Here is a 23,950-nt window from a genome sequence, read left to right as displayed (position 1 = left end):
TACTTTTCAAAAATCACTATGTAGTATTAATGCTTATGCAAGAGCAGTATTAATTAAAATAAATTTTTACATAAATAAAGAACAATCTGTACTAAAGAGACCATACTTATTATAAGTATGGTCTCTTTAGTTTATTCACTTACGTGAATTAAATTCATCATAATGAATAAAAAAGTTAAAAATGTTTAAACCAAAAACTATCCTTACAAAAAAGTCATGACATTAAATCATGCCTTTTGCAAGGATAGCTTTTAATTTATGATCTTAACTTACTCTTATCTTTTTCGGCTACTCTTTTAATTCCTCTTTCCCATGAAAACCACCTTAACTTTATATGAGGAACAATGCTTAGATAAAATATAATAATTATAATAGCAACAGAAAATAGTACATGTATTGTCAACATAATTGGGTCCTTAAAAATATCTTCTATATTCTTAACACCCTGAAATAACAGCAAAAACGATGTACTAGCTGGTACTATAATCATAAGCAATATACCTATATATTGTTTTATGTCAGATAACATAGGAGTTTTTATGCTCTTTTGAATAGAACGATGTTTCTTTACTTTTCCATTAATCCAAGCGTCTAGACTTTGAATATATGTCTCCAATTCTTCATTGATTTTTTTTACACCATTGATAAATGAATGGATTTCTATTCGATTATTATTAACACTAATAATAATTTTTTTATCACCATTAATCGAAATAAAAACTTCTCGTATTAATTCATGTGGTATTAAATATTCTATTGATTCTTGTCTAAATTTCCTACTGTCATTCGTCTTTTGGTAGTCCATTTCAATCAAGTAATCATTAATTAGCAATAAAATACCTTCAATTTGAGAATTATCCAAATCCTTCGGGACATTTATGTAATTATATAATTTAGAATATGTTTCTTTATTACTTTCTTGGAGCCAAGTAAAAAATCGAGTAGCTTCTCCAACACTTAACGGTACATCCCAATGGGACATTCTTTCTTCTGGAATAGATGATGAAGCAAAAAATGCGATATAAACTTTTCCTTCTATATTTTGAAACAGCTTTGAATCATTAAGCTTTTTTGTTATGAAAACTATTTTAGGTGATTCCTGTATTCCATTTTCAATTAATACACTGTATTCACCGTTCTCATATTCAAGTTTAATATCTCTTTCTAACGAAAAAGCTCTTCCTGCATTATAAAAAACTGTACTCATCCATACCATTATTAGTTTTTTGACATTAACTTTAACAAGAGATACAGTTACTGGCTTTAATAGCGGTTCAGCATCTTCATCACTATTTACTTGTTCAAATGATTCTAATTCTTTGAGATCAAAAACTCCTTTTGCTCTCAAAGAATTAATACTCTCTACCTTTTCTAATTGATTTTCAAGAGCTCTTATGTCAATAGAATAATCTTTAAGAGCAGTTAAATTCACATCTGACAATATAACATCTAAACAATTTATTTCATCATTGGTTAAGATGTTCTCTGCACTAGACATTCCGACCATTCCTCAGTTTTAATTTTATATTCTTCAATTATCCCTACTACATCATCTTTAAATTTTGTATAGAAACTACATATCAATATTACAACGTATTTGGATAGATCATCCGAATCTGTACGATTTTTATGACGATATGAAACAAAATAATCGGAGAAGAAACTTTTTAAGTACCCATAGTTATCTATATTTATTTCTTCATCCTTTAATTCTTCATTTATAACATTTAGAATCTGATCGTCCTCTAACATCATTACACTCTCTAATCCTAAATTAGTCAAAACCGTAAATAATAATTTTCTCTTTTGAACATTTAACTTACTACCCTCGACAACCTTTTTTAAATCTTCCTCTACTTTTTTTATTTTTGTTGCCAAATGATATTGAAGAATCGATGGTTTTATACGCTTAAATGTCTGTATCATAATTTGTTCTATGTCATTGTAGAACTTCTTATGATGAATCACCCAGTTAAGTTGTAAAATAATAAAATCTAGGACCTTAGGATTAACTGGTGTACCAACATAAATACCACCGTCATTTGTAAGCTTGAGGTTACAAGCATGTCCCTCAATAATACATTGAATTGCTAATTCATACATTTTAAGACTAGATGAACCTTCAATAAACTGCATGATATTATTATTTTGGTGTTGAGGACCTACCCCATAAATGTCTACTCTTAAATCATCATCAGATTTAAACTTCGGAGAAGAAACTAGTCCTTTTAACTTAAGATTGATCATAATAAGTTGAGCTTCATCCAAACTTATTTTTTCTATTCTAGGTGTATATCTTTTAAATAACAATGAAACTACTGATAATATTTGTATTGCTTGGGTATCAGTTATGTCTAATTTATACATAGCAGCAAGCTTTGTTGCAGTATAAAGACGCACTTCCACAAACGTACTTTTTATTATTTGAGTGGGAATAGGATTTGTAACCACTTCTGTCTTGTCAACGCGGAACCTAAAGTCCACAGAAGATTGGTTATAATTCACATTCTCTAAAAATAAATCGTATTCTAAATTTCTAGATAAAGAATCTCTGTTTCTTATATTTGTTTTTGTAGTAATAAGATCTTCAATTTCTGATTTTATCCTTGGAGTTACATCTATTTCCACCTCTGTTAATCGAAATAGGTTTACAGATAGCTTGTCCCCCTTTCTTCCTATTTCTTCAAATGCTTGCGTTATTTTTAATCTCACCGTATCTTCATCATCTGGATAAGCATTTCCTAACCCTAGCAAACAATTTTTTTTACTAGGCTGTTGTTTTGTCTCTGCAGTTAAATATCCTTTAAAAAATTCAATAAAATTCTCCGCATAAATCCTTTCAATCATTTCATCAATTGAATATTCATTATTTCTAAAGAAAAATGTTTTCTTTTCGGTCTGCATTTAATTATTCCTCCAAAAATCTTATCAATGATTGCCTAGACGCAAGTTCACTTAATTCATCTTTCTGTTGATCTAGTAAATTAGTGATTTGGTCAATAAATACATGTGGCTGTAATAATTCTTCAAATGCCTTCTGTACATCCTCATCTTTTATTTTACTTCTTCCCATTGAGGTACTATGCTGCTCAGCTCTTTTTATTAACATGATGCAAATTTGATCTAATTGTTCTAATAACAGAAGCTTTGTTGTATTAGCAATTTGTCTATCAGTATTGTTACGCAAAAATCTTGTTAACGTACCTAAACGAGCAACAGATGTTCCTAATTCATCCGCATTCGTTTCAACCTCTTCATTAATTTGTTGTAATTGGCTAACATTAGATTCCATCTATATCTCTCCTTAAAAATGCTACATAAAAAATCTCTAAAACAATTTAACTACTATTAATTATCTTACAATAGCCCCCAAAAAGGAAGCTTTTACCTATCCTGAATTTAACTAACAAGTCAAATAACCTCTCGATTTATAATAAAAGTGCACTTTTATTATAAATTAATAAATAAATATATACCAATAAAAGATAACGAAAGATATGAGTCAACTGTTGTGCCTTGTATTAGTCCATTAACGTTAATTGTATTACTTTTTACAATCATTGCGATGCTCTTTATTAAAGGTGAAATTGATTGTTCCGTTACCAATGGATGTTGTACGAATTGAAATTTCATTACTTATATATTTTATTTTCATTTTCTTTGTCTCATTTTTCTTATCAAATAAAATAAGACAAGTTATCCTATCTCAACTTTCTTATCATTTACAGCAACAAGTAATAACTTTGAACTAGCTATCGCTGTAGCTGTTGGGGTATTCATGATTCATTCAAGTGCACCTTTTGCCACTGTTATTGGATCATTAGTAGCAGCACCCGTTTTAATCACTCTTGTTAATATTGCATTGAAATTACAAAAGAAATTTTCAAACAACATTCCCTAAATAAGAAAGCTTATGTAACATATGTTATTTAACTATTTTAAATAGAGGCACTTTTTTAGATGAAAATAATGTAATTTTCTATTTTTCATGCTCCTCCCTGACTCAGGTGCAATAATTTCTATCAACCTTTGAAAATTAACCAACTTATGATTCATCTCGGTGCCGAATAACAAAGGAAACATTCACCCTTACACCGAGAAATAACTATCCTAAATTTTCTTTATTTGTAAACAAAAGTACAAACCTTTTATATCACAGGCTCTTGTCCTACTTTTTTAAAAAATATCTCGGCAAAGAAGTAGTAGTGGTATACCATTACTAACTTAATACCGAGTAAACGTTTTTCTTGGCATAACCCCTTCACCTTTTTGCCGAAAAAATAATTTCTTTGAAACTAGCATATTTCTAAATGACAACCCATAGCACATCCATATTTGTGATATTAAAAAACAATAAAAAGAAACTCAAATTTCCGAGTTACTTTTTATTGCTCTAAATTTATTTTTAAAATATATTCTGTTTTCCCATTTTGATCTATTATAATTTTATCAATTAAATACACCAAAAATTGACGAACTCGTTTCATATCTTTTTGTAAATTTGTAAATTCTATTCGAAATGCTTGTAACACATTTTTTTGTAACATACTTTGGTTAGAATCGACGTCTTCAATATGCTTCATTTCTGCTTCTTTTTTTGCGATTAACTCCTCCGTCTCCCTGATTTCGTACAACAAATGCAAACGATAATCCAGCATTACATCCAACAAAGGATCTATTTTCGGATCAACTTCCACCCATTTCTTCTTTTGATTATATAATTCATCTACTTCACGTTCCGCATCTTTGGTCCAAACTAGACAATTATCCACCTGTTTTTTCAAACGCTGAATTTCTTTTTTTATTTGTTTTATGTCTTTTTCTAAAATTTGTTCCATTTCATACATCAGTTCCGTTTGAGATTTAGAAATAACTTTATCCGTAATCTCCTTTATAATACTATCAAAAACCAGTGCATGTAGCTCATCTGTTGAAAACCAAACGTTACATAATTTATTCGAGCACATATATTTTTTCATTCCATATTTCTTTCCATTTTTCCCCTTAGTCTCTTGATTCTTTGGAAGCAAAGGCGCATCACAACTTTTACAATAAATTAAGTCCCGTAGAACATACTCTGTTTTTAATTGTTTTGGGGGTAATTCCTTGTTTCTTTTTTTTTCAAACATTTGAAAAGTAGCTAACCACTCTTCCGTGGTCATAATAGCTGGAATCTCTTCACATTTTGCCATCTTCCATTTGGACAAATCTTCAATACTATTTCCAGATCCAGGTTTCAATCTTCCGAATGTAACATACCCCGCATAAATTGGATTGGTCAAAATGTGCTTTACTCGTTCCTTTTTCCAATGAATTAGATTTGTTTTCACCTTTTGCTCATTTAATTTTTTGGCGATATCTGCAAACCCTTCGCCATTTTGATATAACTGATATATCTTTAACACAATTTCTTTTTCATCTTCTAGAATAAAGAAATTCTTGGTATTTTCATCCTGTACATATCCAAATGGTACAGGTCCTCCCATCCATTGACCATAGTCTGTTCTTTGTCCATACGCATCTTTTGTACGTGCACTGATTCGCTCTACTTCATAACGAGTTCCACCCTCTCGAATTAATTGTGTAATAATATCACGCTCTGTATACAATTCTCCCGTACTCGTCAATATGACATCTGTTTTCGCTTCTTTCATTATTACTCGTATTTGTACATGTTCAATCTCCGATCGCGCAAGACGGTCATCTGCATACGTAATCACAAAATCATATTTCCCTTGTTCTACATCTCGTAATAACGCCATTATTTGGGGACGCTTGATTAACTTCTTTTTAAATGCCGATTCTCCATGATCTACATATTCTTTCACAATTTCACATTCATAGTTGTTTATAAATTCATATACATGATGTCTTTGCGCATCGATTGTTTGACGATCAGATGAAACTCTCGCATAAAAAGCTCCCTTTTTTCCTTTTTCTAAAACATCACGAATTGTCTTCACATGTATGCACCTCTTGATAATGTAAAAATGGATGTTTAAAAATAATTTCATAACCGTGTCTATCTACAATTACAGTAAAAATCAAATCTTGAAATAACCCCATACTCTTATAATCCGGTAAGGAATCTAACATCAATTGTTTATGGATATTATCTTCCAAGTCCTTTACTACACCAGGCACCTTTTTTAATACATTTAATTTTAATTCCAATTCTTCTTTTATTTGTTTGTGTTCCTGAAAATGTTGATAAGAACCAAGTAATTCTTTGTGCAACTTTTCATTTTTCTTTTCCGTTAACCACCTTTGTACTTTTGTGTGCACTGTCTTTTTCTTTTGATCTAAACGCTGACTATGCCCTTGTATAATTCGTTCTATTTCTTTTATATTTTGTCTATAGTAACGCTGAAACAAGCCATCAAATTCTTTCTCTCGTAAATTAAGAAAAAAACATTTCATTTTTTCAAATGTTTTTTGTTCGATATATTCCTTCTCAATATACAAACGATGTTCTTTGCATTGATATCCTATTAAAAATGTATCCCCTCTTCGTTTGACAATCCCCTCTAATTGTTTCTTGCAATAAGAACATTGCAGGAGTCCCTCCATACGATACAGAATATCTTCTTTATCAATTTCCTTTTTCATTTTTGTAGAACCACGCTTATTTAATATTCGATTTAGTTTTTCTTGCGTAGCTTCCCATTGGTGTGGTTCAATCGGCATTGTGCCTTCTAGCTGATGTTCTTGTTGAACTCCCTTCAATCGAATACTATATACACCCATATAAAAGGAATTTTCTAATGTACGTCTAATATCTTGTAGTTCCCAAGGAAGTCCTTTTCGTTTCTTAAAACCTTTTCCATCTAAACTATCTTTTATTTGTTGCAAAGATGTGCATGTATCGTTCAAAAATTCATTAAAAATAAACATAACTATATCCATTTCATCTTTTACGATTTCAATTTCCTTTTTCTTTTTATTATTTTGGAAACCATATGGAAGCCGACTCACTGCTTTTCCTGCATCAAATTTACTCTGACGCATCGCATCAAACCGTTTATTAATTTGTTCACCTTCATGTTGTGCAAAGCCAGCCATAATCACTTCTAGATAGCGATTCATCGGCGTGTATTCCATTACCGGTTCTCCAACAGTCGTAAAATGAACTTTTATCTGTTTCTCCTGAAGAAGTTCATAAATTTCCATATACTCGATTACATTTCTTGCTAACCGGTCTCTCTTATACAAAATTAAATGTTCAATTTCATCATTTCGAATTGCTTCCAACAACTTTCGTAAACCCGGTCGCTGATTCATATGTATAATTCGAGCTGATACATATGGATCTTCATATTCATAGTCCAGCTTCATATAATGATCTCTGCAATACGCCTTTGCATAGTATTTCTGCATTCGAACGGAGTGTTCTTGTTTTTTAGATGAACTACGGTAATATGCGACTGTTTTCTTCAATGCAACCAGCCCTTCCATCTTGTTGTGCTTACAATGTATGCACGTCATCCTTGTCCATAGAATCATTTTGTTTCATTACTTCTACTAAAAGTTCCACATATAATTGAAACCATTTTTGTGCAGCTTCAGGATCATGAATATACGAAATCGATCTAAGTTGAAGCTTCTTTTGTACAGCCATTAAAATCAACACCTTTCAAAACAAATTGTATGGGAGGAATTACTATTGATTACGCAATTAGGACAAACCATTCGTAATTTAAGAAAGCAAAAAGGAATTTCTCTTCAAAATTTTGCTGAGCAAATTGAAGTCTCTCCAGGATATTTAAGTAACCTTGAAACACAAAAAACAGATACCATTTCTTTAACGTTACTCGCAAAATTGAATGAGGAATTTGATTTATTTCCTTCCCTGAATCACACAACTTCTCCTCATCATGAATTACATTTCCGGCTAGATCGGGTGTGCGAACTATTGAAAACGCTACATGATACCAATCCCGAGTTAGCAAATTATTTTATTTCTCACATTGAACAAGGGTTGATATTATACCAAAAGAAATAGTTGCTTAGTGGTTATTATTACCAATTAGGGGCTGGTTATTCATTTTAATGAATTTTTTTTACCAAAATGAATAAAGCCTTCTGAAAAAGAGAGCCTATTTTTCCAAAACGGCTCTCTTTTCCATATCTTCCAATAGTTCTTTTATTACTTTATTATAAAGACGATTTACTTGTGTAGATTTTTCATCTGTTCGTTGATAAATATACTCGTCCCCTTTCTTTATTATTCCCAGATGTTCATCTTCTTTTGGAAATACAAGATTGCAAAAATCTTGATATATTTGCAATCCCTCCTCTCCTTTTAATGAATATGTACAATCAGGAAAGAGTCTTTTAAATTGAGCTCTTAATAACCTTTGAAATGCTTTTTCATCCAAACCCAGAATCCTATTTTCATCTATGTTGCTCGGTGGTTTTCTGTTTTCAATCACTGCGTCCAACTTACTCACTTTTTGTTGCAATAAATCATACTCTTCTGCCACTTGTTCATACACATCTTTCATCCATTGATTCTGCTTTTGCAATGCCGATATCTCTTCACACATAATATTTACCACATCATATAAAAAATGAATGTCCTCATCCGTTATACTCTCTCTTCCTTCTAAATACTCAACTTCTCCTTCATTTTTTTTATAAAATAAAACTTGTACTTGTTGTTTTACATCATTTATATCTTGAATAAGATGATGATATTCCTGCAAGATTTGACGTAATCCTGGACGTTTTTTATCAATAAATGTAAATAAATCTTCCTCACGAATACTCCATCCCTCTTTTCTATTCTCTGATGGTACTGCTGCAATTTCTAACTTCCGAAGCCAATCCGTAAAGGTCTTATAACTTACCTTTATGTAGTTTTCTTCTAGAATCTTCATCGCTTCTTGAACATTAATCCACCTTGTCATATTCCACCTCCCTTTATGTCTCTACTAACCTTATGAATGTCATATAACAGATATAACTACACAAAAGTAATATTAATAATAAAAAATAGGATTTAGCTCTCCTTCAAGCTAAATCCTATTTACATAATCACACTATTGTTATCTTGTTAATTTTGATTCGCTCTTTTTTAAATCCATGAATTTTTTATAAATGATCCCCGCTTCGGTTTCCGTGTGAACATCAAAACTCCAACACATTTCAGATTTTAACTCGCCTTCATTTATTTCTATTTCATGTCCTAATTTTTCAACTACCTCTAAGACATCTTCATTCCATAATTCTTCTTTTAATGTTTGAGTTAACATCTTTTGAGCGGTGTCCATTGTCTGAAATATACCATCTAATCCATACCCCATCCTACTTACTCCCATTACAATGTACCCGATTGCTTCTGTATCTTTCAAAAATCCCACTCCTTCTACCATTTCATTTTCATAAAAGTTATTTATAAAAAGTCTGTTTTCTTCCCCAACTGCATATATTTTTATAGATAAAATATTTGTTTAAGAACTAATTAAGGGAGGTATTTACTTGTTACAACATCTCGGGCAGACCATCCGAACATTACGAAAACACAAAGGGATTACACTAAATGATCTCGCAGCAAAATTACATGTATCACCTGGCTACCTCAGTAATTTAGAAACAATGAAAACTGATACTGTTTCACTTGCATTTCTAGAACAAATACAAGAAGAACTGAACCTGTTCCCTGCTCTCACCCAGGAAACAGATTCCCCAAAGCATGAAATTGCTTTTCGCCTACAACGATTATGCCAAGTATTACAAAAAACTCATGATGAAAATCCAGAATTAGCAGATTATTTTATGTCCCATATCGAGAAAGGTTTAGAAATATATCAGCAATCTCAATAGTGTCACTACTTTCATTATGAACAACCTGTCTATCCTTTATTCATTATTATGAATTAATTTTATAAATATGAATAAATTTATAAAAAAAGGAGAACCTTTATAAAAAGAGGTTCTCTTTTTTCTAATTAAGGAGCTGAATATACATGAAAAAAGAACTGGCACAAGTAGTTGAAAGCTATATAGATTGGATACACATCCAGTTTGAAGATGGTGGCAACTTTATTGGGGATGATTACATTGACTCTATTGAAGACATGTTTCAAGAAGCTGATATTTCATACAGTCAAGATGATTTGAAACAAACTCTGCAAGAAATTGTTCATTCTCTCATTAAAGAGTATGGAAGTAATAATGTTTTTTACGGAGCTCCAGAACATACAATCCTAAACGGTGATCGATATGTGACAATCTACAATCAATTAATCGTAATAAACAATCATTAAATATAATGATTTCTTTAATTTCATAACTTGATATAGGTTGATTGTTAGAATACAATTTTCTTCTTTTTTAGGAGGTACCAAGCAAATGAAACTTATTACATTAAATAACGGAATAAAAACAAAACAATATCCAAACGTTAGATCTCTTATCGATTTCTTTGAAGCAGCCAAAAACTATGGATTTCTATTCTACACTGCAGATTTAAAAAAGTTACCTCTAGATGAATATTTTCATATTTACCATCATTCAAGTAAAGGGAGTGGTGGGTATCAGCAAGCTTTTCCGATCCCCAGCACGTTATACCATTCTTTAAAAATCGACCATTATTCACTTAAATGGTTAAATATCTTTTATCAATTATATTATCAAGATTCCCCTCCTCCACCTTGGCAGTGGAAATATTGGGATTCTTATATAGGTGAAAAGTATGTATGGATCTATAAAACCGAATAACCATCTTTACTATGTTATCCTCTTCAGAAAAATAAAAAACTCCTGATTAAACAGGAGTTTTTTTGTCTTGCTGTTTTATAAAATACATTTCCAAAGCTTCCAAAAAGGCTTTCTCAATTTTCACAGTACCATATACTTCATTTCCAAGTTTAAGTGGGGATGTTTTTGTTGTCATGAAGCATCACCTCATCACCACTATATGCAAACACACTTCATGGACTACCCTATTCCTTGTAGATATTTAGTTATTAAATTTTTATCGTACAAAATCAAACAGTAAAATTCCGTACACATTACACTTCATCTTAATATCGTTCTTCTTGAAAATAACAAAATATACAACCAATCAGATTTCAATACTATATCCAATTAATCATTCGAATTTCTGTTTTTATGACTTTTATTTAAAAAATAAAAAACCCCAGATTAATCAGGAGTTTTCTTGTCCTTCTACTTTATAAAACAGACCTCTAAGGCTTTCAAACATGTTTTTCTACTCCCGGTATTCTATGTTCTCCATTTTTAAATTTGAATAAGGAGGTATCTTAAACCTAATCTCCCCCTAATTATATACAACAAATCCAAATGGACTAGCCTAATAATTTATTGCTCTCGAAACAAGAATTTCTCTATTCTGATCTCTCTGTATTGATTCGACCCGTTCTTTCAGAATCTTGGGGCATACCCATCAACGTTTGCATTTTTTTTGATATCTCTCTCATTGCTTTTGAAGATAAAGGTGAATGCGAAGTTGTCTTTAAAATCAAAGATTTGTGTAATCTTTTGATATCTCCTACGTTTACATAAGCAGGTTTTCCAGTATGAGAATCTATGTAGTGGAGTTGTGGTATATCATTTTTTTCTTTTAATCTTTTAATAAGTTCTGTTTTTTCTTCTCGCGAGTGAATCGTAGCAATTGGTGCAACGTACACATGATCATAGTTTTCATTTCCATTAAACAAGTCACTTTGTAAAACTACGCATAACCTTGTTTTATGTTTAACGATCACAGATACAATTCTTGCTTTCTTCGTGCTTGTTTTTGCATCATATTCTGGTTCAAAACCATGCTCTTTTTTTACTGCCCTTCCAACATTTTCTCCTAATTTTGGATCAGCTTCAAAAAAAGTAAGTGGTCTCCCATCAGAAAATGGAACTGCAACTTCATAGATATTTCCCCGCTTAATTTGCTCACTTGACACTCGGCTACTAGACATCTGTACAAATCCCCCAAATCTATTCTTCTTCAATATCCCCACTTACTAATTTACTTAGCTGTTTAATCGAATCTGGAGATAGCTGTTTCCAAGCTTTTTCATATTGATCAAAATTCTTTTCGTTGTTTTGACCATCTTGATTTGGATAGGACTCATTCGATTGGCGCTCTATAACTTTTTCCATCTCTTGTCCCTCCTCATTTTTTATATCCATTTTATCACCTCTTTCTGTATTTTCACAAGAATTAGTTATATTCCTCTCATACATTTTATGGATTTATTTTATAATTAGCACCGTTTGCCTCAAAAATGATAATTCCAATCAATTCTATATATTAGAAAAATAGCTGTCTTACATATGATTACCACAAAAACCCTTATTTAAATAGCAAATAAACAAATTCCATTTTTTCTTTGCACTATATATTTGCAAATACTACACATTACATTTGAGATGTGGTTGCGTACTGTTTTTTCACTTATAAAAAGTTCACCTGCAATTTCCTTCGTTGTTTTATCTTGAACGAGTAATTCAAATACTTCTCTTTCTCTCTTTGTGAGTAACGGTTTAGATTGATACGCTTTTTCCTTCAACTGGTATAACCCTCCTTGCTTAAGCCAGAGCTGTATATGTGTAAGTTGGGTGTTTATTTAGTCAAGATATTGTATGAACGAAATGTGCAGGTGGTGAATGAAAATGGGCTTTATTTCTTATGTTATTTTAGACTTTTATACAGTGCGTGCACTCATTTTATCCACTTACTTTTTAATGCGCCATATTTGTTCTAGTAATATACTTACAACTGTACCTACAAACAAACCATTTCCAAATATATATTGCATAACAGACGGCAACGATTGGAGTGCTCCAGACGGTAAAAACATAACACCGCAACCAAATAATATCGCAACTCCTAAAATCGTTACATTCCTTTCATTAAGCTCCACTTGTTTTATATTATTTAACCCAATTCCAATTAGCTGTACGAACGAAGCCATTAAAACTGCAGATGCAACAGCGGATGGTAACGATGCTAAGTAACGAATAATACTTGGAAAAAGAGACATTACGACTAGTAACGCACATGCCATTAAGAACGATCGTATATATTTTTGTTTTGTTAAGCGTATAAATCCTGCCGTTGCTGGTAACGGAACGACACCTACAGTTGAAAACACGGAGGAAATGATATGTGAAATCCCTCCAACCCACGTACCATCCTTCAACTGTTTTTGTTCAATAGTCGCTTTATGAATGGTAGCTTGATTAATTGCTATAATAGCTGCCACTGTATTTGAAACTAAAATACATACCATAACGAAACTTGATACTGCCATACCTGTATTCCATTTCGGAAGTCCCCAAGCAAATATCTGTGGAAGTTGCACAAAATGAGTTACTTGAGACGGAATCGTCACTTTCCCTGCAATTAGAAAAATAATCCACCCACTAATTAATCCTATTAAAACTGCATAGCTTTTGACAAAACCTTTTCCGAAGTTGGAGAGTATGACCACGAACAAAAATATGCCGAAAGCGATCAATGCTGTAAATCCATCAATTTGAGAAACAGTAGTTGTAATCCCTAACATTCCTTTTAAAAACACACCACTTAATTGCAAGCATAATAGCAGTAAGAACGTTCCTGTCACGAGCGGCGTAAATAAAAATAAAATACGTCCGATAAACCCCGTTACTCCTAGTCCTATTAAAACTACTCCAGCAACCATCATCCCTAATTCTAAAATTTGCAACGTACTATGTAATTGATCCTGCCCGACAGTTGCATAAGCAAGTACGGTAAATACACCAACCCAAGATCCAGCTGGCCCATCTGCAATTGGTAGTCTATGTCCAAGCCACCCTTGTAAAAAAGAAGATATACCAACTACAAAAAACGTACGCTGCATTAAATAAAATATTTCTTCCGTCGTAAGATGAAATAACCCACCAACGACAATTGGTAGTGCGATTGAATTCGCTAATAAAAATATAAACCATTGCAAAGTTCCCATAATATGATTTTGATTATGTTGATTGTCCAAATTTTTCATCCCTTCTAGCTTTCCTATACGAAATATATTGTAAGAATAAAAAAGAAGAGTTCTATATTCTCAATTAGAACCCTCCTCAAATTATTTAAACGATTCTTCTACACAAGATTATTTAATTCCACCTCATTTAAACTTCCAACAACAATATTCCCTTTATACACGACTAAACGCTTTTCTGTTTGACGCGCTACCGCTTCAGCAGTACATGTTGCATTCGTTAAAACAAAGCTTGCTTCATCTCCTACATTTGGCCACACTCGTTTCCCTTCATTGTTTAACGTTCCTTTTCCTCCCGTAATAAAGCGAAGTGCTTTTCCTAAAGACCTTTCGTCACCCCATCCAAAACGCTCTGCTAATCGATTTGCCTTTTGAAGCATATCGCCAGTTCCAAACGGCGACCAATGATCTGTAATACTATCATTTCCTAATGAAACTTTAACACCCTTTTTATCTAATAATGGAATTGGGATTACTTGTTTACCAATTGGCACGGTTGAAGTAATATCAATACTTAAAGCCGCTAGTCTTTCTGCCACTTCTTCAGCCTCTTTATCAGTAACACCACCAAGTCCAAGCGCATGACTAATTGTTACACGCCCTTGCCACCCTGCTTCTTCTGTTAAGCTTGCCAACCTCTTCATCGTAAACGTTCCCAGATTATTCGCATCATGCAAATGAATATCAACATCTGCATTAAATTCTACTGCGATATCCATAATTGTATGTAATGATTTTTCGATATCATTATCCACTGTAGCTGGATCCACTCCACCGACTAGATTCGCACCCATACGCATCGCATCTTTCACAAGTTGTACAGAATTACTGCGTAATAATCCATGTTGCGGAAAAGCAACGATTCTACCAGACATCCGATTTTTATATGTTTCTAATGCAGCTAACGTCGCCTCCAAATTATTAAGTCCAATAATTGGATCAACATTACAATGCGTTCTAATATTCGTTGCACCATTTCGAAGTAGTAACTCTAGCATATTTTCCGCCCTGTCTTGAGCAGTTGCTAATTGCTTTGGCAAAATCTTCTCTTCCTCATTAAAACGTGTAAAAATACTTTCTGCTGGCATACAAGCTTTCCAAGGCCCACTATAATACGTTTTATCAATATGAATGTGCATCTCTTCGAAAGAAGGCAAAATTAATAAGCGATTGGCATCAAGAGTTACTATCCCTTCCTCTTGAACAATCCCTTCTATAATTTTTTTAATTCGTCCATCTTCAATAAGTAAACTACATAATTCTGTTTCTGTTCGTGAAATTTCCCCTTCTTCATATGCATACCTTGATTCAACCATTACATTAGTCAACCAATATACTGTCATCTCTATTTCCCCACCCTTTATTAAAAATCATCTCATACCTCTTACTATAATTTTAATATCAGCTGAAAATTAAGACAATTAATATGATCGTTTCTCTAAAAAAATGTAATACAACCTCATAGTCTTCTCATAAATTTCCATATAGAATAGAAGTATGTAGCTTCATATAAAAAAGGAGTTGATCGTTATATGTCAAAAAAATTATGTAAATCCGAAACTGATAAAATGCTATTTGGTATATGTGGTGGTTTAGGAGAATATTTCGATATTAGCTCTACTCTCATTCGTATCCTTTGGGTCATTGCTGTTTTATGTTTTGGAACGGGATTTTTAGTTTATTTTATTTGTTTATTACTTATGCCACGTTCGTACTAATGGCATCACTTCATATACTTAAGAAGAGCATATAAAAAATCACCTATAGAATTCTATAGGTGATTTTTTCACGAAGAATATTTCATCGTTAAATGTAATACGGCCACTTCATCCTCTTCATTTTTATAACTATGTTTCTTATTCGCTTCAAATTGAATGGAATCAAACTCATTTAGCACGTACACATCGTTCTCCACTTGAATAGAAACTTTCCCTTTCATTACTGTTACAAGTTCGATTGCCCCTTCATGATGAGCTTCAGGTTCATATATACTATCCGCTCTTAAACAAGCTCGGTGCATTTCCATCCCTGTTTCTTTCGTGTAACGGAACATCGTTTCTAAATGCCATGCTTGTCCTACATCTACTGCAAATCCTTCTCCGCAGCGCGCAACAGCTACAGGCTCTCCAACAACCATCAATCTCGATAAAGGGATTGATAACCCTTTCGTAATTTTCCAGATGACAGCTAATGTCGGATTCGTTTCACCTCTTTCAATTTTCCCTAGCGTTAATTTACTAACACCTGTCTTTTGGGCTAAATCTTCTAAACTTAATTTTTGTTCATTTCGAATTTGTCTTAATAACTGACCTACTTGCTGGATCACTTCTTTTGTTTGCATGTCCTCATTTTCTTTCATCTATAAAACCACCTTAAAATATAAAATAGTTTACTTTTATTCACTTTAAGTATATTATAATATACATAAATACTCAATTTCGAAAGGAGTGCCATACTTCATGCGCGCAATACTACTAGGTCTTTTATCATCGGCCTTTTTTTCTGCAACCTTTATTATTAACAGAGCAATGAATGTATCTGGAACAAGCTGGGCTTGGACTGCTTCCTTCCGTTTTCTATTTGCTCTCCCTATTTTATTCCTTATCGTTTTATTTCGCAAAAACTTAGGAGCTTTATGGGAAGAATTAAAAAAACATCCATTTGTATGGATCGGGTGGGGCTCTGTCGCTGGCATCGGCTTCTATTCTTTATTAAGTTTCGCAGCTGTTTTTTCTCCAGCTTGGCTCGTTGCTGGAACTTGGCAAGTTACGATATTAGCAGGTTTACTTTTATCGCCATTATTCTTCATTAAAATAGAAACAAAATCAGGTACAAAACTTGTACGTGGAAAAATCCCACTGCGCAGTTTATACGTCGCTTTATTTATTTTACTTGGTGTACTTTGTATGCAAGCTACTGAAGCGGGGCATATTACAATGACTCAATTCATTTCTGGTTTTTTACCTGTCGTTTTAGCAGCTTTCTTATATCCCTTCGGTAACCGAAAAATGATGGAACTTGTTGGCGGGCGTCTTGATACATTCCAACGTGTATTAGGAATGGCAATCGGAAGTCTCCCTATTACAATTCTACTTGCTATATACGGATTTTCCACTACCGGTATTCCATCATCAAATCAAATGATGCAAGGATTTTTATTAGCATTATGTTCCGGAGTTATTGCGACGATGACATTTTTCTTTGCTACTGACTTAGCAAAAAACAATCTTGCTTTACTTGGAGCTGTTGAAGCAACACAAGCTGGAACGATGGTCTTCACTGTGCTTGGTGAGATTATTTTCTTAAATGGTTCATTCCCTAGCGGTCTGTCACTGATTGGGATGATTATTATAATGTTAGGAATGGTCGTAAATAGTGTTTTAAACCGTTCTGTTCCAGTCATTAAACAAAAAAAATCAGCATAAAAATGGATATGGTTCTTCTTTATAGAACCATATCTATTTTTATTGTCTCCCTATTTCGCCTTATCAGAATAGTATTTCATTAGCTATTTATACTAAAACCTATGTTATAATACGTTTCATGCGCATTAATAGGAGGTAAATTATGTTAAAAAAAGCAATTGCTGAATTTATTGGTACATTTGTACTTGTATTATTCGGAACTGGAGTAGCTGTCATTGGTGGCGGAATTGAAGGAATTGGAACGTTAGGTATCGCTATGGCTTTCGGATTATCTATCGTGGCTATGGCATATAGTATTGGAACAATTTCTGGGTGTCATATTAATCCAGCAGTATCAATCGCTATGTTCATCAATAAAAGAATGAACGCTATGGAACTTAGCTATTATTTATTAGCCCAAATTTTAGGTGGTTTATTAGGAACTGCAACGTTAGTAACAATTTTACGATCTGCTAAATTACCTTTAGATAATTTAGGACAAAATAGTTTTGGAACTCTTGGTTTATCTGGAGCATTTTTAGTTGAATTCATTTTAACTTTCGTATTTGTTTTAGTTATCGTTGCTGTAACAGGTAAAAAGGGAAGTTCTTCTTTAGCTGGACTAGTAATTGGTTTCACATTAGTATTAATTCACTTATTAGGTATTCCGTTAACTGGAACATCTGTTAACCCAGCTCGTAGTATCGCACCAGCTCTATTCGCTGGCGGAGAAGCAATTTCTCAACTATGGGTGTTCATCGTTGCCCCAATTTTTGGTGGTATCGTAGCAGCTGTTGTAGGAAAGTTTATTTTAAATACTGAAAAATAGAATTTTCAATATTTCCGAATAAAAAAATGCGAGCCCTCATCATGAGGAAGCTCGCTTTTTTTATTCTTTAATTTTCGACTTTAAATTTGTAACTAATTGCTGCACCGTTACATTTGCAAGTACGTTTTCCATCGCTTCTTGCGATTGTATTAAAACAATCTCTAATACCGATTGAATATTAGCTCCTACTGGACATTCAATGTTGGGATTTTCATGGAAAGAAAATAGATGTCCTTCTTCTACAACTTCCACAGCTTTATATACATCAAGTAATGTAATTTCATCTAAATCACGAGCAAGTGTCGTACCACCTTTACCAGCTTGTACATCAACAAGTCCTGCTCTCTTCAACATTCCTGTAATGCGACGAATCACAACTGGATTTGTATTCACACTACCAGCAATCCATTCAGAGGTACAGCGAGAGTTTCGATCTATTGCAAGTAACGTTAACATATGAACACCTACTGTAAAACGACTACTAATTCCCATCTGCACACCCTCCTTTTTATTCATTCTATTAAAAGACAACTCTTATTATTATATACTATTTTTAATTTATACATAAAGAAAAAGCATGATTCCATTAGAAAATCATGCTTTTCTCCCATTATTGACGCTTTATAAATTTCGCCAAATCTTTAAACTTCACTTTATCAGAGTAATTCATTACACCATTTACATAGATACGGCTTGTAATAGCATTTAATATACCAATCGTCGCCAATAAAACTACTAATGTTATCGTAATCTCTAACATACCAGCTTCACCAGCTACAATCCGCGAGAAGGTAACCATCGGTGTGAAAAACGGAACATACGAACTTACAACAACAATAGTACTATTCGGATCACTTAATGATTTAATACTAATGAAGAATGCAGCCATGATCAAAATCATTACTGGGAAAGATACAGCTTGTAAATCCTCTGTCTTAGACACAACAGCTCCAGCCGCAGCGTACATCATCGCATAAAGTAAATACCCCGTAATGAAATAAACAAGGAACATACTTATAACCTTTGCATCTAATTTTGTAAAGTCAATGGGAACACCAAATAATGAAGCACTTTCTAAATCGACCCAACCTAACAAATAAGGAATAAGATAACCACAAGCCAATATTACAAGTTGCAATAACGCCGTTGAAACAACCGCTAAGATTTTCGCATACATCATCGTAAGAGGCTTTACTTTCGGAAGCATTACTTCCATTACACGTGACGCCTTTTCAGATGCAATATTCATTGCGATTGTATTTCCGAAAGCTACAATAAACATATACAACGCAAATGTAAAGAAATATGCAATTCCGAAAGAAGATGTACGATCTTTTATCGCTTCTTGCTTTACTTGAATTTCTGCTTGTAATTGCTGCGCAATTTCTGGTGAAACATTATTTTTTGCAATCGTCACCATCGTATATTGTTGTTTTAAATAACCCGCCATAATCGCAGAAGTTGCTTGGCTTGGAAATCCATTATACATATATGTAACTGCTGGAGCCCCATCCTTTTCCGTCACATGGAATAGACCGTCTAAATCGCCCTCTTCTACTTGTTTATGCAGTTTATCAAAATCACCCTTTGAACCGACCGTTATTTTTGCTGATGGCAATAACTTATTTAGCTCTTCTTTTTGTACTTTGTATGTGGAACTCTCTACTACAACTGCAATTTTATCTTTATCCTTATTTTTATCATCGCCTGAAGTAAAATGATTAAATGCAAAAATCCCAAACACAACCAAAAATAAAATCGCACTCGTAATTAATGATTTTTTAGATAAAAACGCTTCCTTAAAATAAAATGAAAATACATGAGAAAATTTACGCATCTTTATTTCGCCCTCTCTACAAAGATTTCGTTTAACGTCGGCTCTAACATTTTAAATTGTCGTAAGCTAATACCTTGCTCTTGCAACTGTTGCAAAATCTTTAGAGCTTCTGCATCGCCTTGTACTTTTACATAAAGAAGGCCTTGTTGTTTTTCATACGGAACGTGTATAGCTTCTAATCCCTTTTCATTCTCTACTGTATCTTCAATCGTTAAATTACGGAAACCGTATTCTTTCTTAATATCACTTAACTGTCCTTCTACGACCGCTTCGCCTTTTTTCAAAATACATACATGTTGGCAAAAAGCCTCTACTTGCTCCATACGATGACTTGATAAAATAATTGTCTTTCCACTCTGTACTTGTTCTCCAATAATATTAGCTAACATTCCCGCATTAACTGGATCAAGTCCGCTAAATGGTTCATCTAAAATAAGAAGTTCTGGATCATGAAGAAGAGCAGCAATCAATTGAATTTTTTGTTGATTCCCTTTCGAAAGCTCCCCTGCCGTTTTAAATTTATATTCTGGGATTGCTAATCGCTCTAACCAGTGATCAATTGCAAGATCTACTTCTTTTTTCGTCATTCCTTCTAATCTACCAAAATATCGCAACTGATCTATTACTCTACTTTTTGTATATAGTCCTCTTTCTTCTGGTAAATATCCAATTGTTACCCCGCTATCACCAAATGACTTTCCATCCCACGTAATAGAACCTTCATTTGGCGTTAATAAACCTAGTAACATTTTAATTGTCGTTGTTTTCCCTGCACCATTTCGTCCAAGTAATCCTAGTACTTCACCTTTTGGTAACGAAATTTGCAAACCATTAACTGCTTTTGATTCCCCAAATAGTTTCGTTAAGTTTTGAATTTGTAAACTCAAAGTATAAAGCCTCCCCTTTAGTGTCATTCATACTCTCTTTCAAAGACTATGTTTATTCAGGATAAAATATAGCACTACGCTTCATCCTCTTAGTATGTAACATCGCCTTAATCCATCATTTGTTCTATTTAGTTAAAATTGTAAATAACAAAACTTTATTTGTCAATTATATTTGTCATTACGACAATTAAACTTGTCAAAATAACATTCATTATTTTGCTCATCTTATTAATATAGAGCATACTACTATATATACAGAAGACAATATGCAAATGTTCATATAAAAATATTATATTTTAATATATAATATTAAATGATTTACTAACATCAAGGAGGGTACATATGAAGATGAAGAGGGGTATTACCACTTTATTATCTGTAGCCGTTCTTTCTACATCGCTTGTAGCATGTTCAGGAACAGCTGAGAAAACAGTGGCAAAAGAAGAAAAAGTAAAATTAACAGACCAGCAATTGATGGCTGATTTATGGTATCAAACAGCTGGTGAAACGAAAGCACTATACTACCAAGGATATAATATTGGTCAATTGAAGCTTGATGCAGCTCTTGCAAAAGGCACAAACAAAAAACCTGCTATCGTACTTGATTTAGATGAAACTGTTTTAGATAACAGTCCTCATCAAGCAATGAGCGTAAAAACAGGAAAAGGCTATCCTTATAAATGGGACGATTGGATTAATAAGGCTGAAGCTGAAGCTCTTCCAGGCGCAATTGATTTCTTAAAATATACAGAGTCTAAAGGTGTAGATATTTACTACATCTCAAATCGTAAAACGAATCAACTAGATGCAACAATTAAAAACCTTGAGCGCGTAGGTGCTCCTCAAGCAACGAAAGAACACATACTACTACAAGACCCGAAAGAAAAAGGGAAAGAAAAGCGTCGTGAACTTGTTTCTCAAACACATGACATCGTCCTATTCTTCGGTGACAACTTATCTGATTTCACTGGTTTTGATGGGAAATCTGTAAAAGATCGCAATCAAACAGTCGCAGATTCAAAAGCACAATTTGGTGAGAAATTCATCATTTTCCCTAACCCAATGTATGGCGATTGGGAAGGCGCTTTATATGACTATGATTTCAAAAAATCAGATACAGAAAAAGACAAAATTCGTCGTGACAACTTAAAATCATTTGATACAAAATAAAAAAGAGGATGGCTTTCGCCATCCTCTTTTATTGCGTATTTCTTGTTAAAGGTAAAATAAACACTTCTACACGTCTATTTTTCGCTTTTCCTTCTGGCGTATCATTTGGTGCAATTGAACGGTATTCTCCGTAACCAATTGCACTAAATTTTTCTGGTTGCAATTCTTTATTTTGGAGTAACACCTGCATAAAATTAACTGCACGCTGTGTACTTAACTCCCAGTTTGATGCAAACTGAGCATTTGCAATAGGAACAGTATCTGTATGACCAGACACTGTAATTTCACGAGGTGATGCTGAAACAAGTAAGCTAGACATCTCCTTTGCAATCCCTAATGATTCCAATTTCACATCCGCTTTCCCTGAGTCAAATAATACATTTTCTAATATTGTTAACATTAATCCCTTTTCAGTTAAATCTGTTTTAAAAGAAGAAGATAATTGGTTCTCATTAATATATTGATCAATCTTTTTTTGTAATACTTTCAACTCATCCATTTCTTTTTTTTCTTTGGCTCTAGCTTCTTCTTGTTTTTTTATTTGTTCTGCCTCAAGACTACTTGCCGATAACTCTTTCTCTTCATTCGGCTTTTGATCACTTAAAAACTCTTTATTTCCTGTTCCACCTGCTAGTTCACTTCGAAAAGCTACTGCCATCTGTTTAAATTTCGCAGCATCTATACTACTCATTGCAAATAAAACAATAAACAAAGCAAACAACAACGTTAGCATATCAGAATACGGAATTAACCAAGTTTCATCAATATGCTCTTCATGTTTTTTCTTTTTGCCTCTTCTATTTTTCTTACTCCGCATTTTTTTCCGCTCCTTTTTCTAGCTTCTTACGCTCAGTTGCAGAAAGCGCACCTAAAATGCGGTTTTTCATAATAAACGGATATGTACCTTCTTGTAACATTAATAAACAATCAATAATTAAACGTTTCTTCTCTAATTCAGCAGCAGACTTTTGCTTCAATTTGTTTGCAAATGGATGCCATAATACGTAACCTGAAAAAATACCAAAAATCGTTGCAATAAACGCACCTGAAATAGCATGTCCTAACTTGTCAATATCAGTTAAATTACCAAGAGCAGCTACAAGACCAATAACAGCACCTAAAACCCCTAATGTAGGTGCATATGTACCTGCTTGTGAGAAAATAGCAGCTCCTTTTGCATGCCTCTCTTCAATTGCTTCTAATTCGGCTTCTAAAATTTGTTCTAAATCTTCCGCAGATACACCATCAATAACAAATTTCATACCACGCAAAAGAAATTCATCTTCAATTTCATCTAATTGTTGCTCTAAAGACAAAATACCGTATTTTCTACTCTCAGATGTCCAATGAACAAATAATTCTAGCAATTGTTCATAACTTAAATCTTTTTTATTTGAACCAAAAAGAACTTTAAATAATTTTGGAACTCTTTTTAGTTGATTCATCGGAAATGCAATACACACTGCAGCAAATGTACCGACGAAAATAATTAGTGCTGCGGCAGGATTTAGTAAGGCTGTTATGTCAGCGCCCTTGACGACCATCCCTACGACTACCGCTAATACTCCTAAAATGATTCCAATAATTGTTGCAAAATCCATTCCCATTCACTCCTAGTCTATACAAGAAGTCTTTTATTCTCGATAATCGCTACATCTTCTTATATACATATATTACATAAAAAATGCACTTCATGAAAGATAAGAAATGAATTATATGAAAAAATACTACATTTTCACACATTTTCTGACATTTTCTTTGCATTTCTATTACGTTACGACTCTTATATTTCTTTTTCAACAAACTAAACTTATAATAAAAACGATACATAT

At 33.1% G+C, this 23,950-nt stretch carries 28 protein-coding genes and 1 pseudogene; 9 read left to right on the top strand and 20 right to left on the bottom strand.

Annotated features, from left to right (window positions below; genetic code table 11):
- Window positions 1–256: 256 nt before the first annotated feature.
- The 3 genes from ACFVQC_RS02115 to ACFVQC_RS02105 are packed head-to-tail and all read right to left on the bottom strand — an operon-like array spanning window position 257 to window position 3,292.
- The gene (locus ACFVQC_RS02115; RefSeq protein ID WP_377897331.1) at window positions 257–1,498 is read right to left on the bottom strand and encodes a hypothetical protein; all 1,242 of its coding nucleotides are present in this window, start codon (window positions 1,496–1,498) and stop codon (window positions 257–259) included.
- Complete coding sequence (locus ACFVQC_RS02110; protein ID WP_377897330.1) at window positions 1,474–2,904, bottom strand: hypothetical protein; 1,431 nt, start codon at window positions 2,902–2,904, stop codon at window positions 1,474–1,476. Before ACFVQC_RS02110 ends, ACFVQC_RS02115 begins: the two co-directional genes overlap by 25 nt.
- 4 nt (window positions 2,905–2,908) lie before the next feature.
- Complete coding sequence (locus ACFVQC_RS02105; RefSeq protein ID WP_377897329.1) at window positions 2,909–3,292, bottom strand: hypothetical protein; 384 nt, start codon at window positions 3,290–3,292, stop codon at window positions 2,909–2,911.
- A gap of 177 nt (window positions 3,293–3,469) precedes the next feature.
- On the opposite strand from ACFVQC_RS02105, the pseudogene ACFVQC_RS02100 reads away from it, so the two are divergent.
- Window positions 3,470–3,901, top strand: a pseudogene (locus ACFVQC_RS02100) (arsenic resistance protein); the annotation flags it as partial.
- Between the two features lie 484 nt (window positions 3,902–4,385).
- Here the strand turns inward: ACFVQC_RS02100 and ACFVQC_RS02095 are convergent.
- From ACFVQC_RS02095 to ACFVQC_RS02085, 3 genes are read right to left on the bottom strand one after another with little or no spacing between them, the layout of a single operon-like run.
- Window positions 4,386–5,963, bottom strand: a complete 1,578-nt coding sequence (locus ACFVQC_RS02095; RefSeq protein ID WP_377897328.1) for a recombinase family protein — start codon at window positions 5,961–5,963, stop codon at window positions 4,386–4,388.
- Window positions 5,947–7,437 (bottom strand): recombinase family protein, encoded by a 1,491-nt coding sequence (locus ACFVQC_RS02090; protein ID WP_377897327.1) that lies wholly within the window; start codon window positions 7,435–7,437, stop codon window positions 5,947–5,949. The genes ACFVQC_RS02095 and ACFVQC_RS02090 overlap by 17 nt, the downstream gene beginning before the upstream one ends.
- Before the next feature lie 28 nt (window positions 7,438–7,465).
- Window positions 7,466–7,618: a hypothetical protein gene (locus tag ACFVQC_RS02085; RefSeq protein WP_175879545.1), complete on the bottom strand. Its 153-nt coding sequence runs from the start codon at window positions 7,616–7,618 to the stop codon at window positions 7,466–7,468.
- Between the two features lie 45 nt (window positions 7,619–7,663).
- On the opposite strand from ACFVQC_RS02085, the gene ACFVQC_RS02080 reads away from it, so the two are divergent.
- Window positions 7,664–8,002, top strand: a complete 339-nt coding sequence (locus ACFVQC_RS02080; RefSeq protein ID WP_326036710.1) for a helix-turn-helix domain-containing protein — start codon at window positions 7,664–7,666, stop codon at window positions 8,000–8,002.
- A gap of 94 nt (window positions 8,003–8,096) precedes the next feature.
- Here the strand turns inward: ACFVQC_RS02080 and ACFVQC_RS02075 are convergent, their stop codons facing one another.
- Together ACFVQC_RS02075 and ACFVQC_RS02070 are read right to left on the bottom strand one after the other, a co-directional pair.
- Complete coding sequence (locus tag ACFVQC_RS02075) at window positions 8,097–8,909, bottom strand: DNA-binding protein (protein ID WP_377897326.1); 813 nt, start codon at window positions 8,907–8,909, stop codon at window positions 8,097–8,099.
- A gap of 138 nt (window positions 8,910–9,047) precedes the next feature.
- Window positions 9,048–9,362, bottom strand: coding sequence for a hypothetical protein (locus tag ACFVQC_RS02070; RefSeq protein WP_377898123.1), 315 nt, complete (start codon window positions 9,360–9,362; stop codon window positions 9,048–9,050).
- A 118-nt stretch (window positions 9,363–9,480) separates the two neighbouring features.
- Here ACFVQC_RS02070 and ACFVQC_RS02065 point away from each other — a divergent pair, with 118 nt between their 5' ends.
- The 3 genes from ACFVQC_RS02065 to ACFVQC_RS02055 all read left to right on the top strand — a co-directional run bounded on the left by ACFVQC_RS02065 (window position 9,481) and on the right by ACFVQC_RS02055 (window position 10,722).
- On the top strand, window positions 9,481–9,825 hold the full coding sequence (locus tag ACFVQC_RS02065; RefSeq protein WP_377897325.1) for a helix-turn-helix domain-containing protein: 345 nt from the start codon (window positions 9,481–9,483) through the stop codon (window positions 9,823–9,825).
- Window positions 9,826–9,968: 143 nt separating this feature from the next.
- On the top strand, window positions 9,969–10,268 hold the full coding sequence (locus tag ACFVQC_RS02060) for a hypothetical protein (RefSeq protein ID WP_377897323.1): 300 nt from the start codon (window positions 9,969–9,971) through the stop codon (window positions 10,266–10,268).
- 85 nt (window positions 10,269–10,353) lie between these two features.
- Window positions 10,354–10,722 carry a protein kinase family protein gene (locus ACFVQC_RS02055; protein WP_377897322.1) on the top strand — a complete coding sequence of 123 codons (369 nt, stop codon included), beginning with the start codon at window positions 10,354–10,356 and terminating at the stop codon, window positions 10,720–10,722.
- 46 nt (window positions 10,723–10,768) lie between these two features.
- Here the strand turns inward: ACFVQC_RS02055 and ACFVQC_RS02050 are convergent, their stop codons facing one another.
- From ACFVQC_RS02050 to ACFVQC_RS02025, 6 genes are all read right to left on the bottom strand, one after another.
- Complete coding sequence (locus ACFVQC_RS02050; protein WP_377897320.1) at window positions 10,769–10,897, bottom strand: hypothetical protein; 129 nt, start codon at window positions 10,895–10,897, stop codon at window positions 10,769–10,771.
- 454 nt (window positions 10,898–11,351) lie between these two features.
- The gene (locus tag ACFVQC_RS02045) at window positions 11,352–11,939 is read right to left on the bottom strand and encodes a type II toxin-antitoxin system PemK/MazF family toxin (RefSeq protein WP_377897319.1); all 588 of its coding nucleotides are present in this window, start codon (window positions 11,937–11,939) and stop codon (window positions 11,352–11,354) included.
- Window positions 11,940–11,958: 19 nt separating this feature from the next.
- Window positions 11,959–12,123: a hypothetical protein gene (locus tag ACFVQC_RS02040; RefSeq protein WP_377897317.1), complete on the bottom strand. Its 165-nt coding sequence runs from the start codon at window positions 12,121–12,123 to the stop codon at window positions 11,959–11,961.
- A gap of 197 nt (window positions 12,124–12,320) precedes the next feature.
- Window positions 12,321–12,533 (bottom strand): helix-turn-helix domain-containing protein, encoded by a 213-nt coding sequence (locus tag ACFVQC_RS02035; protein ID WP_377897315.1) that lies wholly within the window; start codon window positions 12,531–12,533, stop codon window positions 12,321–12,323.
- A gap of 165 nt (window positions 12,534–12,698) precedes the next feature.
- Window positions 12,699–13,994 carry a purine/pyrimidine permease gene (locus ACFVQC_RS02030; protein ID WP_377897313.1) on the bottom strand — a complete coding sequence of 432 codons (1,296 nt, stop codon included), beginning with the start codon at window positions 13,992–13,994 and terminating at the stop codon, window positions 12,699–12,701.
- 98 nt (window positions 13,995–14,092) lie between these two features.
- A complete protein-coding gene (locus ACFVQC_RS02025; RefSeq protein ID WP_377893208.1) occupies window positions 14,093–15,334 on the bottom strand; it encodes an amidohydrolase family protein in 1,242 nt (413 codons plus the stop codon).
- 189 nt (window positions 15,335–15,523) lie between these two features.
- Here ACFVQC_RS02025 and ACFVQC_RS02020 point away from each other — a divergent pair, with 189 nt between their 5' ends.
- The gene (locus ACFVQC_RS02020; protein ID WP_098268772.1) at window positions 15,524–15,709 is read left to right on the top strand and encodes a PspC domain-containing protein; all 186 of its coding nucleotides are present in this window, start codon (window positions 15,524–15,526) and stop codon (window positions 15,707–15,709) included.
- Between the two features lie 68 nt (window positions 15,710–15,777).
- Here the strand turns inward: ACFVQC_RS02020 and ACFVQC_RS02015 are convergent, their stop codons facing one another.
- Window positions 15,778–16,350, bottom strand: coding sequence for a helix-turn-helix domain-containing protein (locus ACFVQC_RS02015; RefSeq protein WP_002112092.1), 573 nt, complete (start codon window positions 16,348–16,350; stop codon window positions 15,778–15,780).
- A gap of 100 nt (window positions 16,351–16,450) precedes the next feature.
- Here ACFVQC_RS02015 and ACFVQC_RS02010 point away from each other — a divergent pair, with 100 nt between their 5' ends.
- Together ACFVQC_RS02010 and ACFVQC_RS02005 are read left to right on the top strand one after the other, a co-directional pair.
- Window positions 16,451–17,416: a DMT family transporter gene (locus ACFVQC_RS02010; RefSeq protein ID WP_002145507.1), complete on the top strand. Its 966-nt coding sequence runs from the start codon at window positions 16,451–16,453 to the stop codon at window positions 17,414–17,416.
- 142 nt (window positions 17,417–17,558) lie between these two features.
- On the top strand, window positions 17,559–18,224 hold the full coding sequence (locus ACFVQC_RS02005) for an aquaporin (protein ID WP_002067333.1): 666 nt from the start codon (window positions 17,559–17,561) through the stop codon (window positions 18,222–18,224).
- Window positions 18,225–18,284: 60 nt separating this feature from the next.
- Here ACFVQC_RS02005 and ACFVQC_RS02000 read toward each other — a convergent pair whose 3' ends face one another.
- The 3 genes from ACFVQC_RS02000 to ACFVQC_RS01990 all read right to left on the bottom strand — a co-directional run bounded on the left by ACFVQC_RS02000 (window position 18,285) and on the right by ACFVQC_RS01990 (window position 20,948).
- Window positions 18,285–18,716, bottom strand: a complete 432-nt coding sequence (locus ACFVQC_RS02000; RefSeq protein WP_002112095.1) for an Rrf2 family transcriptional regulator — start codon at window positions 18,714–18,716, stop codon at window positions 18,285–18,287.
- Window positions 18,717–18,834: 118 nt separating this feature from the next.
- Window positions 18,835–20,061 (bottom strand): ABC transporter permease, encoded by a 1,227-nt coding sequence (locus tag ACFVQC_RS01995; RefSeq protein ID WP_377897312.1) that lies wholly within the window; start codon window positions 20,059–20,061, stop codon window positions 18,835–18,837.
- Window positions 20,062–20,063: 2 nt separating this feature from the next.
- Window positions 20,064–20,948: an ABC transporter ATP-binding protein gene (locus ACFVQC_RS01990; protein WP_377893202.1), complete on the bottom strand. Its 885-nt coding sequence runs from the start codon at window positions 20,946–20,948 to the stop codon at window positions 20,064–20,066.
- A 342-nt stretch (window positions 20,949–21,290) separates the two neighbouring features.
- Between ACFVQC_RS01990 and ACFVQC_RS01985 the strand changes: the two genes are divergently transcribed.
- Window positions 21,291–22,118 carry a 5'-nucleotidase, lipoprotein e(P4) family gene (locus ACFVQC_RS01985; RefSeq protein WP_377892018.1) on the top strand — a complete coding sequence of 276 codons (828 nt, stop codon included), beginning with the start codon at window positions 21,291–21,293 and terminating at the stop codon, window positions 22,116–22,118.
- A gap of 28 nt (window positions 22,119–22,146) precedes the next feature.
- On the opposite strand, the gene motB is transcribed toward ACFVQC_RS01985, so the two are convergent.
- Together motB and motA are read right to left on the bottom strand one after the other, a co-directional pair.
- Window positions 22,147–22,935, bottom strand: coding sequence for a flagellar motor protein MotB (motB, locus tag ACFVQC_RS01980; RefSeq protein WP_377892015.1), 789 nt, complete (start codon window positions 22,933–22,935; stop codon window positions 22,147–22,149).
- Window positions 22,925–23,719, bottom strand: coding sequence for a flagellar motor stator protein MotA (gene motA / locus ACFVQC_RS01975; RefSeq protein WP_219303615.1), 795 nt, complete (start codon window positions 23,717–23,719; stop codon window positions 22,925–22,927). The genes motB and motA overlap by 11 nt, the downstream gene beginning before the upstream one ends.
- Between the last annotated feature and the right edge of the window lie 231 nt (window positions 23,720–23,950).

It is taken from the genome of Bacillus sp. NPDC057893, assembly GCF_042796455.1.
Classification (GTDB): Bacteria; Bacillota; Bacilli; order Bacillales; family Bacillaceae_G; genus Bacillus_A.
This window is presented reverse-complemented; position numbering and strand designations above follow the sequence as displayed.

Bases quoted from the DNA above. Each gene is read 5' to 3' on its own strand.
- ACFVQC_RS02055 (WP_377897322.1), top strand. From the start codon at position 10,354: ATGAAACTTATTACATTAAATAACGGAATAAAAACAAAACAATATCCA.
- ACFVQC_RS01995 (WP_377897312.1), bottom strand. From the start codon at position 20,061: ATGCGTAAATTTTCTCATGTATTTTCATTTTATTTTAAGGAAGCGTTT.
- ACFVQC_RS02020 (WP_098268772.1), top strand. From the start codon at position 15,524: ATGTCAAAAAAATTATGTAAATCCGAAACTGATAAAATGCTATTTGGT.
- ACFVQC_RS02000 (WP_002112095.1), bottom strand. From the start codon at position 18,716: ATGGGAATTAGTAGTCGTTTTACAGTAGGTGTTCATATGTTAACGTTA.
- ACFVQC_RS02030 (WP_377897313.1), bottom strand. From the start codon at position 13,994: ATGAAAAATTTGGACAATCAACATAATCAAAATCATATTATGGGAACT.
- motA (WP_219303615.1), bottom strand. From the start codon at position 23,719: ATGGATTTTGCAACAATTATTGGAATCATTTTAGGAGTATTAGCGGTA.
- ACFVQC_RS02105 (WP_377897329.1), bottom strand. From the start codon at position 3,292: ATGGAATCTAATGTTAGCCAATTACAACAAATTAATGAAGAGGTTGAA.
- ACFVQC_RS02085 (WP_175879545.1), bottom strand. From the start codon at position 7,618: ATGGCTGTACAAAAGAAGCTTCAACTTAGATCGATTTCGTATATTCAT.
- ACFVQC_RS02010 (WP_002145507.1), top strand. From the start codon at position 16,451: ATGCGCGCAATACTACTAGGTCTTTTATCATCGGCCTTTTTTTCTGCA.
- ACFVQC_RS02115 (WP_377897331.1), bottom strand. From the start codon at position 1,498: ATGTCTAGTGCAGAGAACATCTTAACCAATGATGAAATAAATTGTTTA.
- ACFVQC_RS02110 (WP_377897330.1), bottom strand. From the start codon at position 2,904: ATGCAGACCGAAAAGAAAACATTTTTCTTTAGAAATAATGAATATTCA.
- ACFVQC_RS02025 (WP_377893208.1), bottom strand. From the start codon at position 15,334: ATGACAGTATATTGGTTGACTAATGTAATGGTTGAATCAAGGTATGCA.
- ACFVQC_RS01985 (WP_377892018.1), top strand. From the start codon at position 21,291: ATGAAGATGAAGAGGGGTATTACCACTTTATTATCTGTAGCCGTTCTT.
- ACFVQC_RS02050 (WP_377897320.1), bottom strand. From the start codon at position 10,897: ATGACAACAAAAACATCCCCACTTAAACTTGGAAATGAAGTATATGGT.
- ACFVQC_RS02060 (WP_377897323.1), top strand. From the start codon at position 9,969: ATGAAAAAAGAACTGGCACAAGTAGTTGAAAGCTATATAGATTGGATA.
- ACFVQC_RS02045 (WP_377897319.1), bottom strand. From the start codon at position 11,939: ATGTCTAGTAGCCGAGTGTCAAGTGAGCAAATTAAGCGGGGAAATATC.
- motB (WP_377892015.1), bottom strand. From the start codon at position 22,935: ATGCGGAGTAAGAAAAATAGAAGAGGCAAAAAGAAAAAACATGAAGAG.
- ACFVQC_RS02005 (WP_002067333.1), top strand. From the start codon at position 17,559: ATGTTAAAAAAAGCAATTGCTGAATTTATTGGTACATTTGTACTTGTA.
- ACFVQC_RS02075 (WP_377897326.1), bottom strand. From the start codon at position 8,909: ATGACAAGGTGGATTAATGTTCAAGAAGCGATGAAGATTCTAGAAGAA.
- ACFVQC_RS02040 (WP_377897317.1), bottom strand. From the start codon at position 12,123: ATGGAAAAAGTTATAGAGCGCCAATCGAATGAGTCCTATCCAAATCAA.
- ACFVQC_RS02015 (WP_002112092.1), bottom strand. From the start codon at position 16,350: ATGAAAGAAAATGAGGACATGCAAACAAAAGAAGTGATCCAGCAAGTA.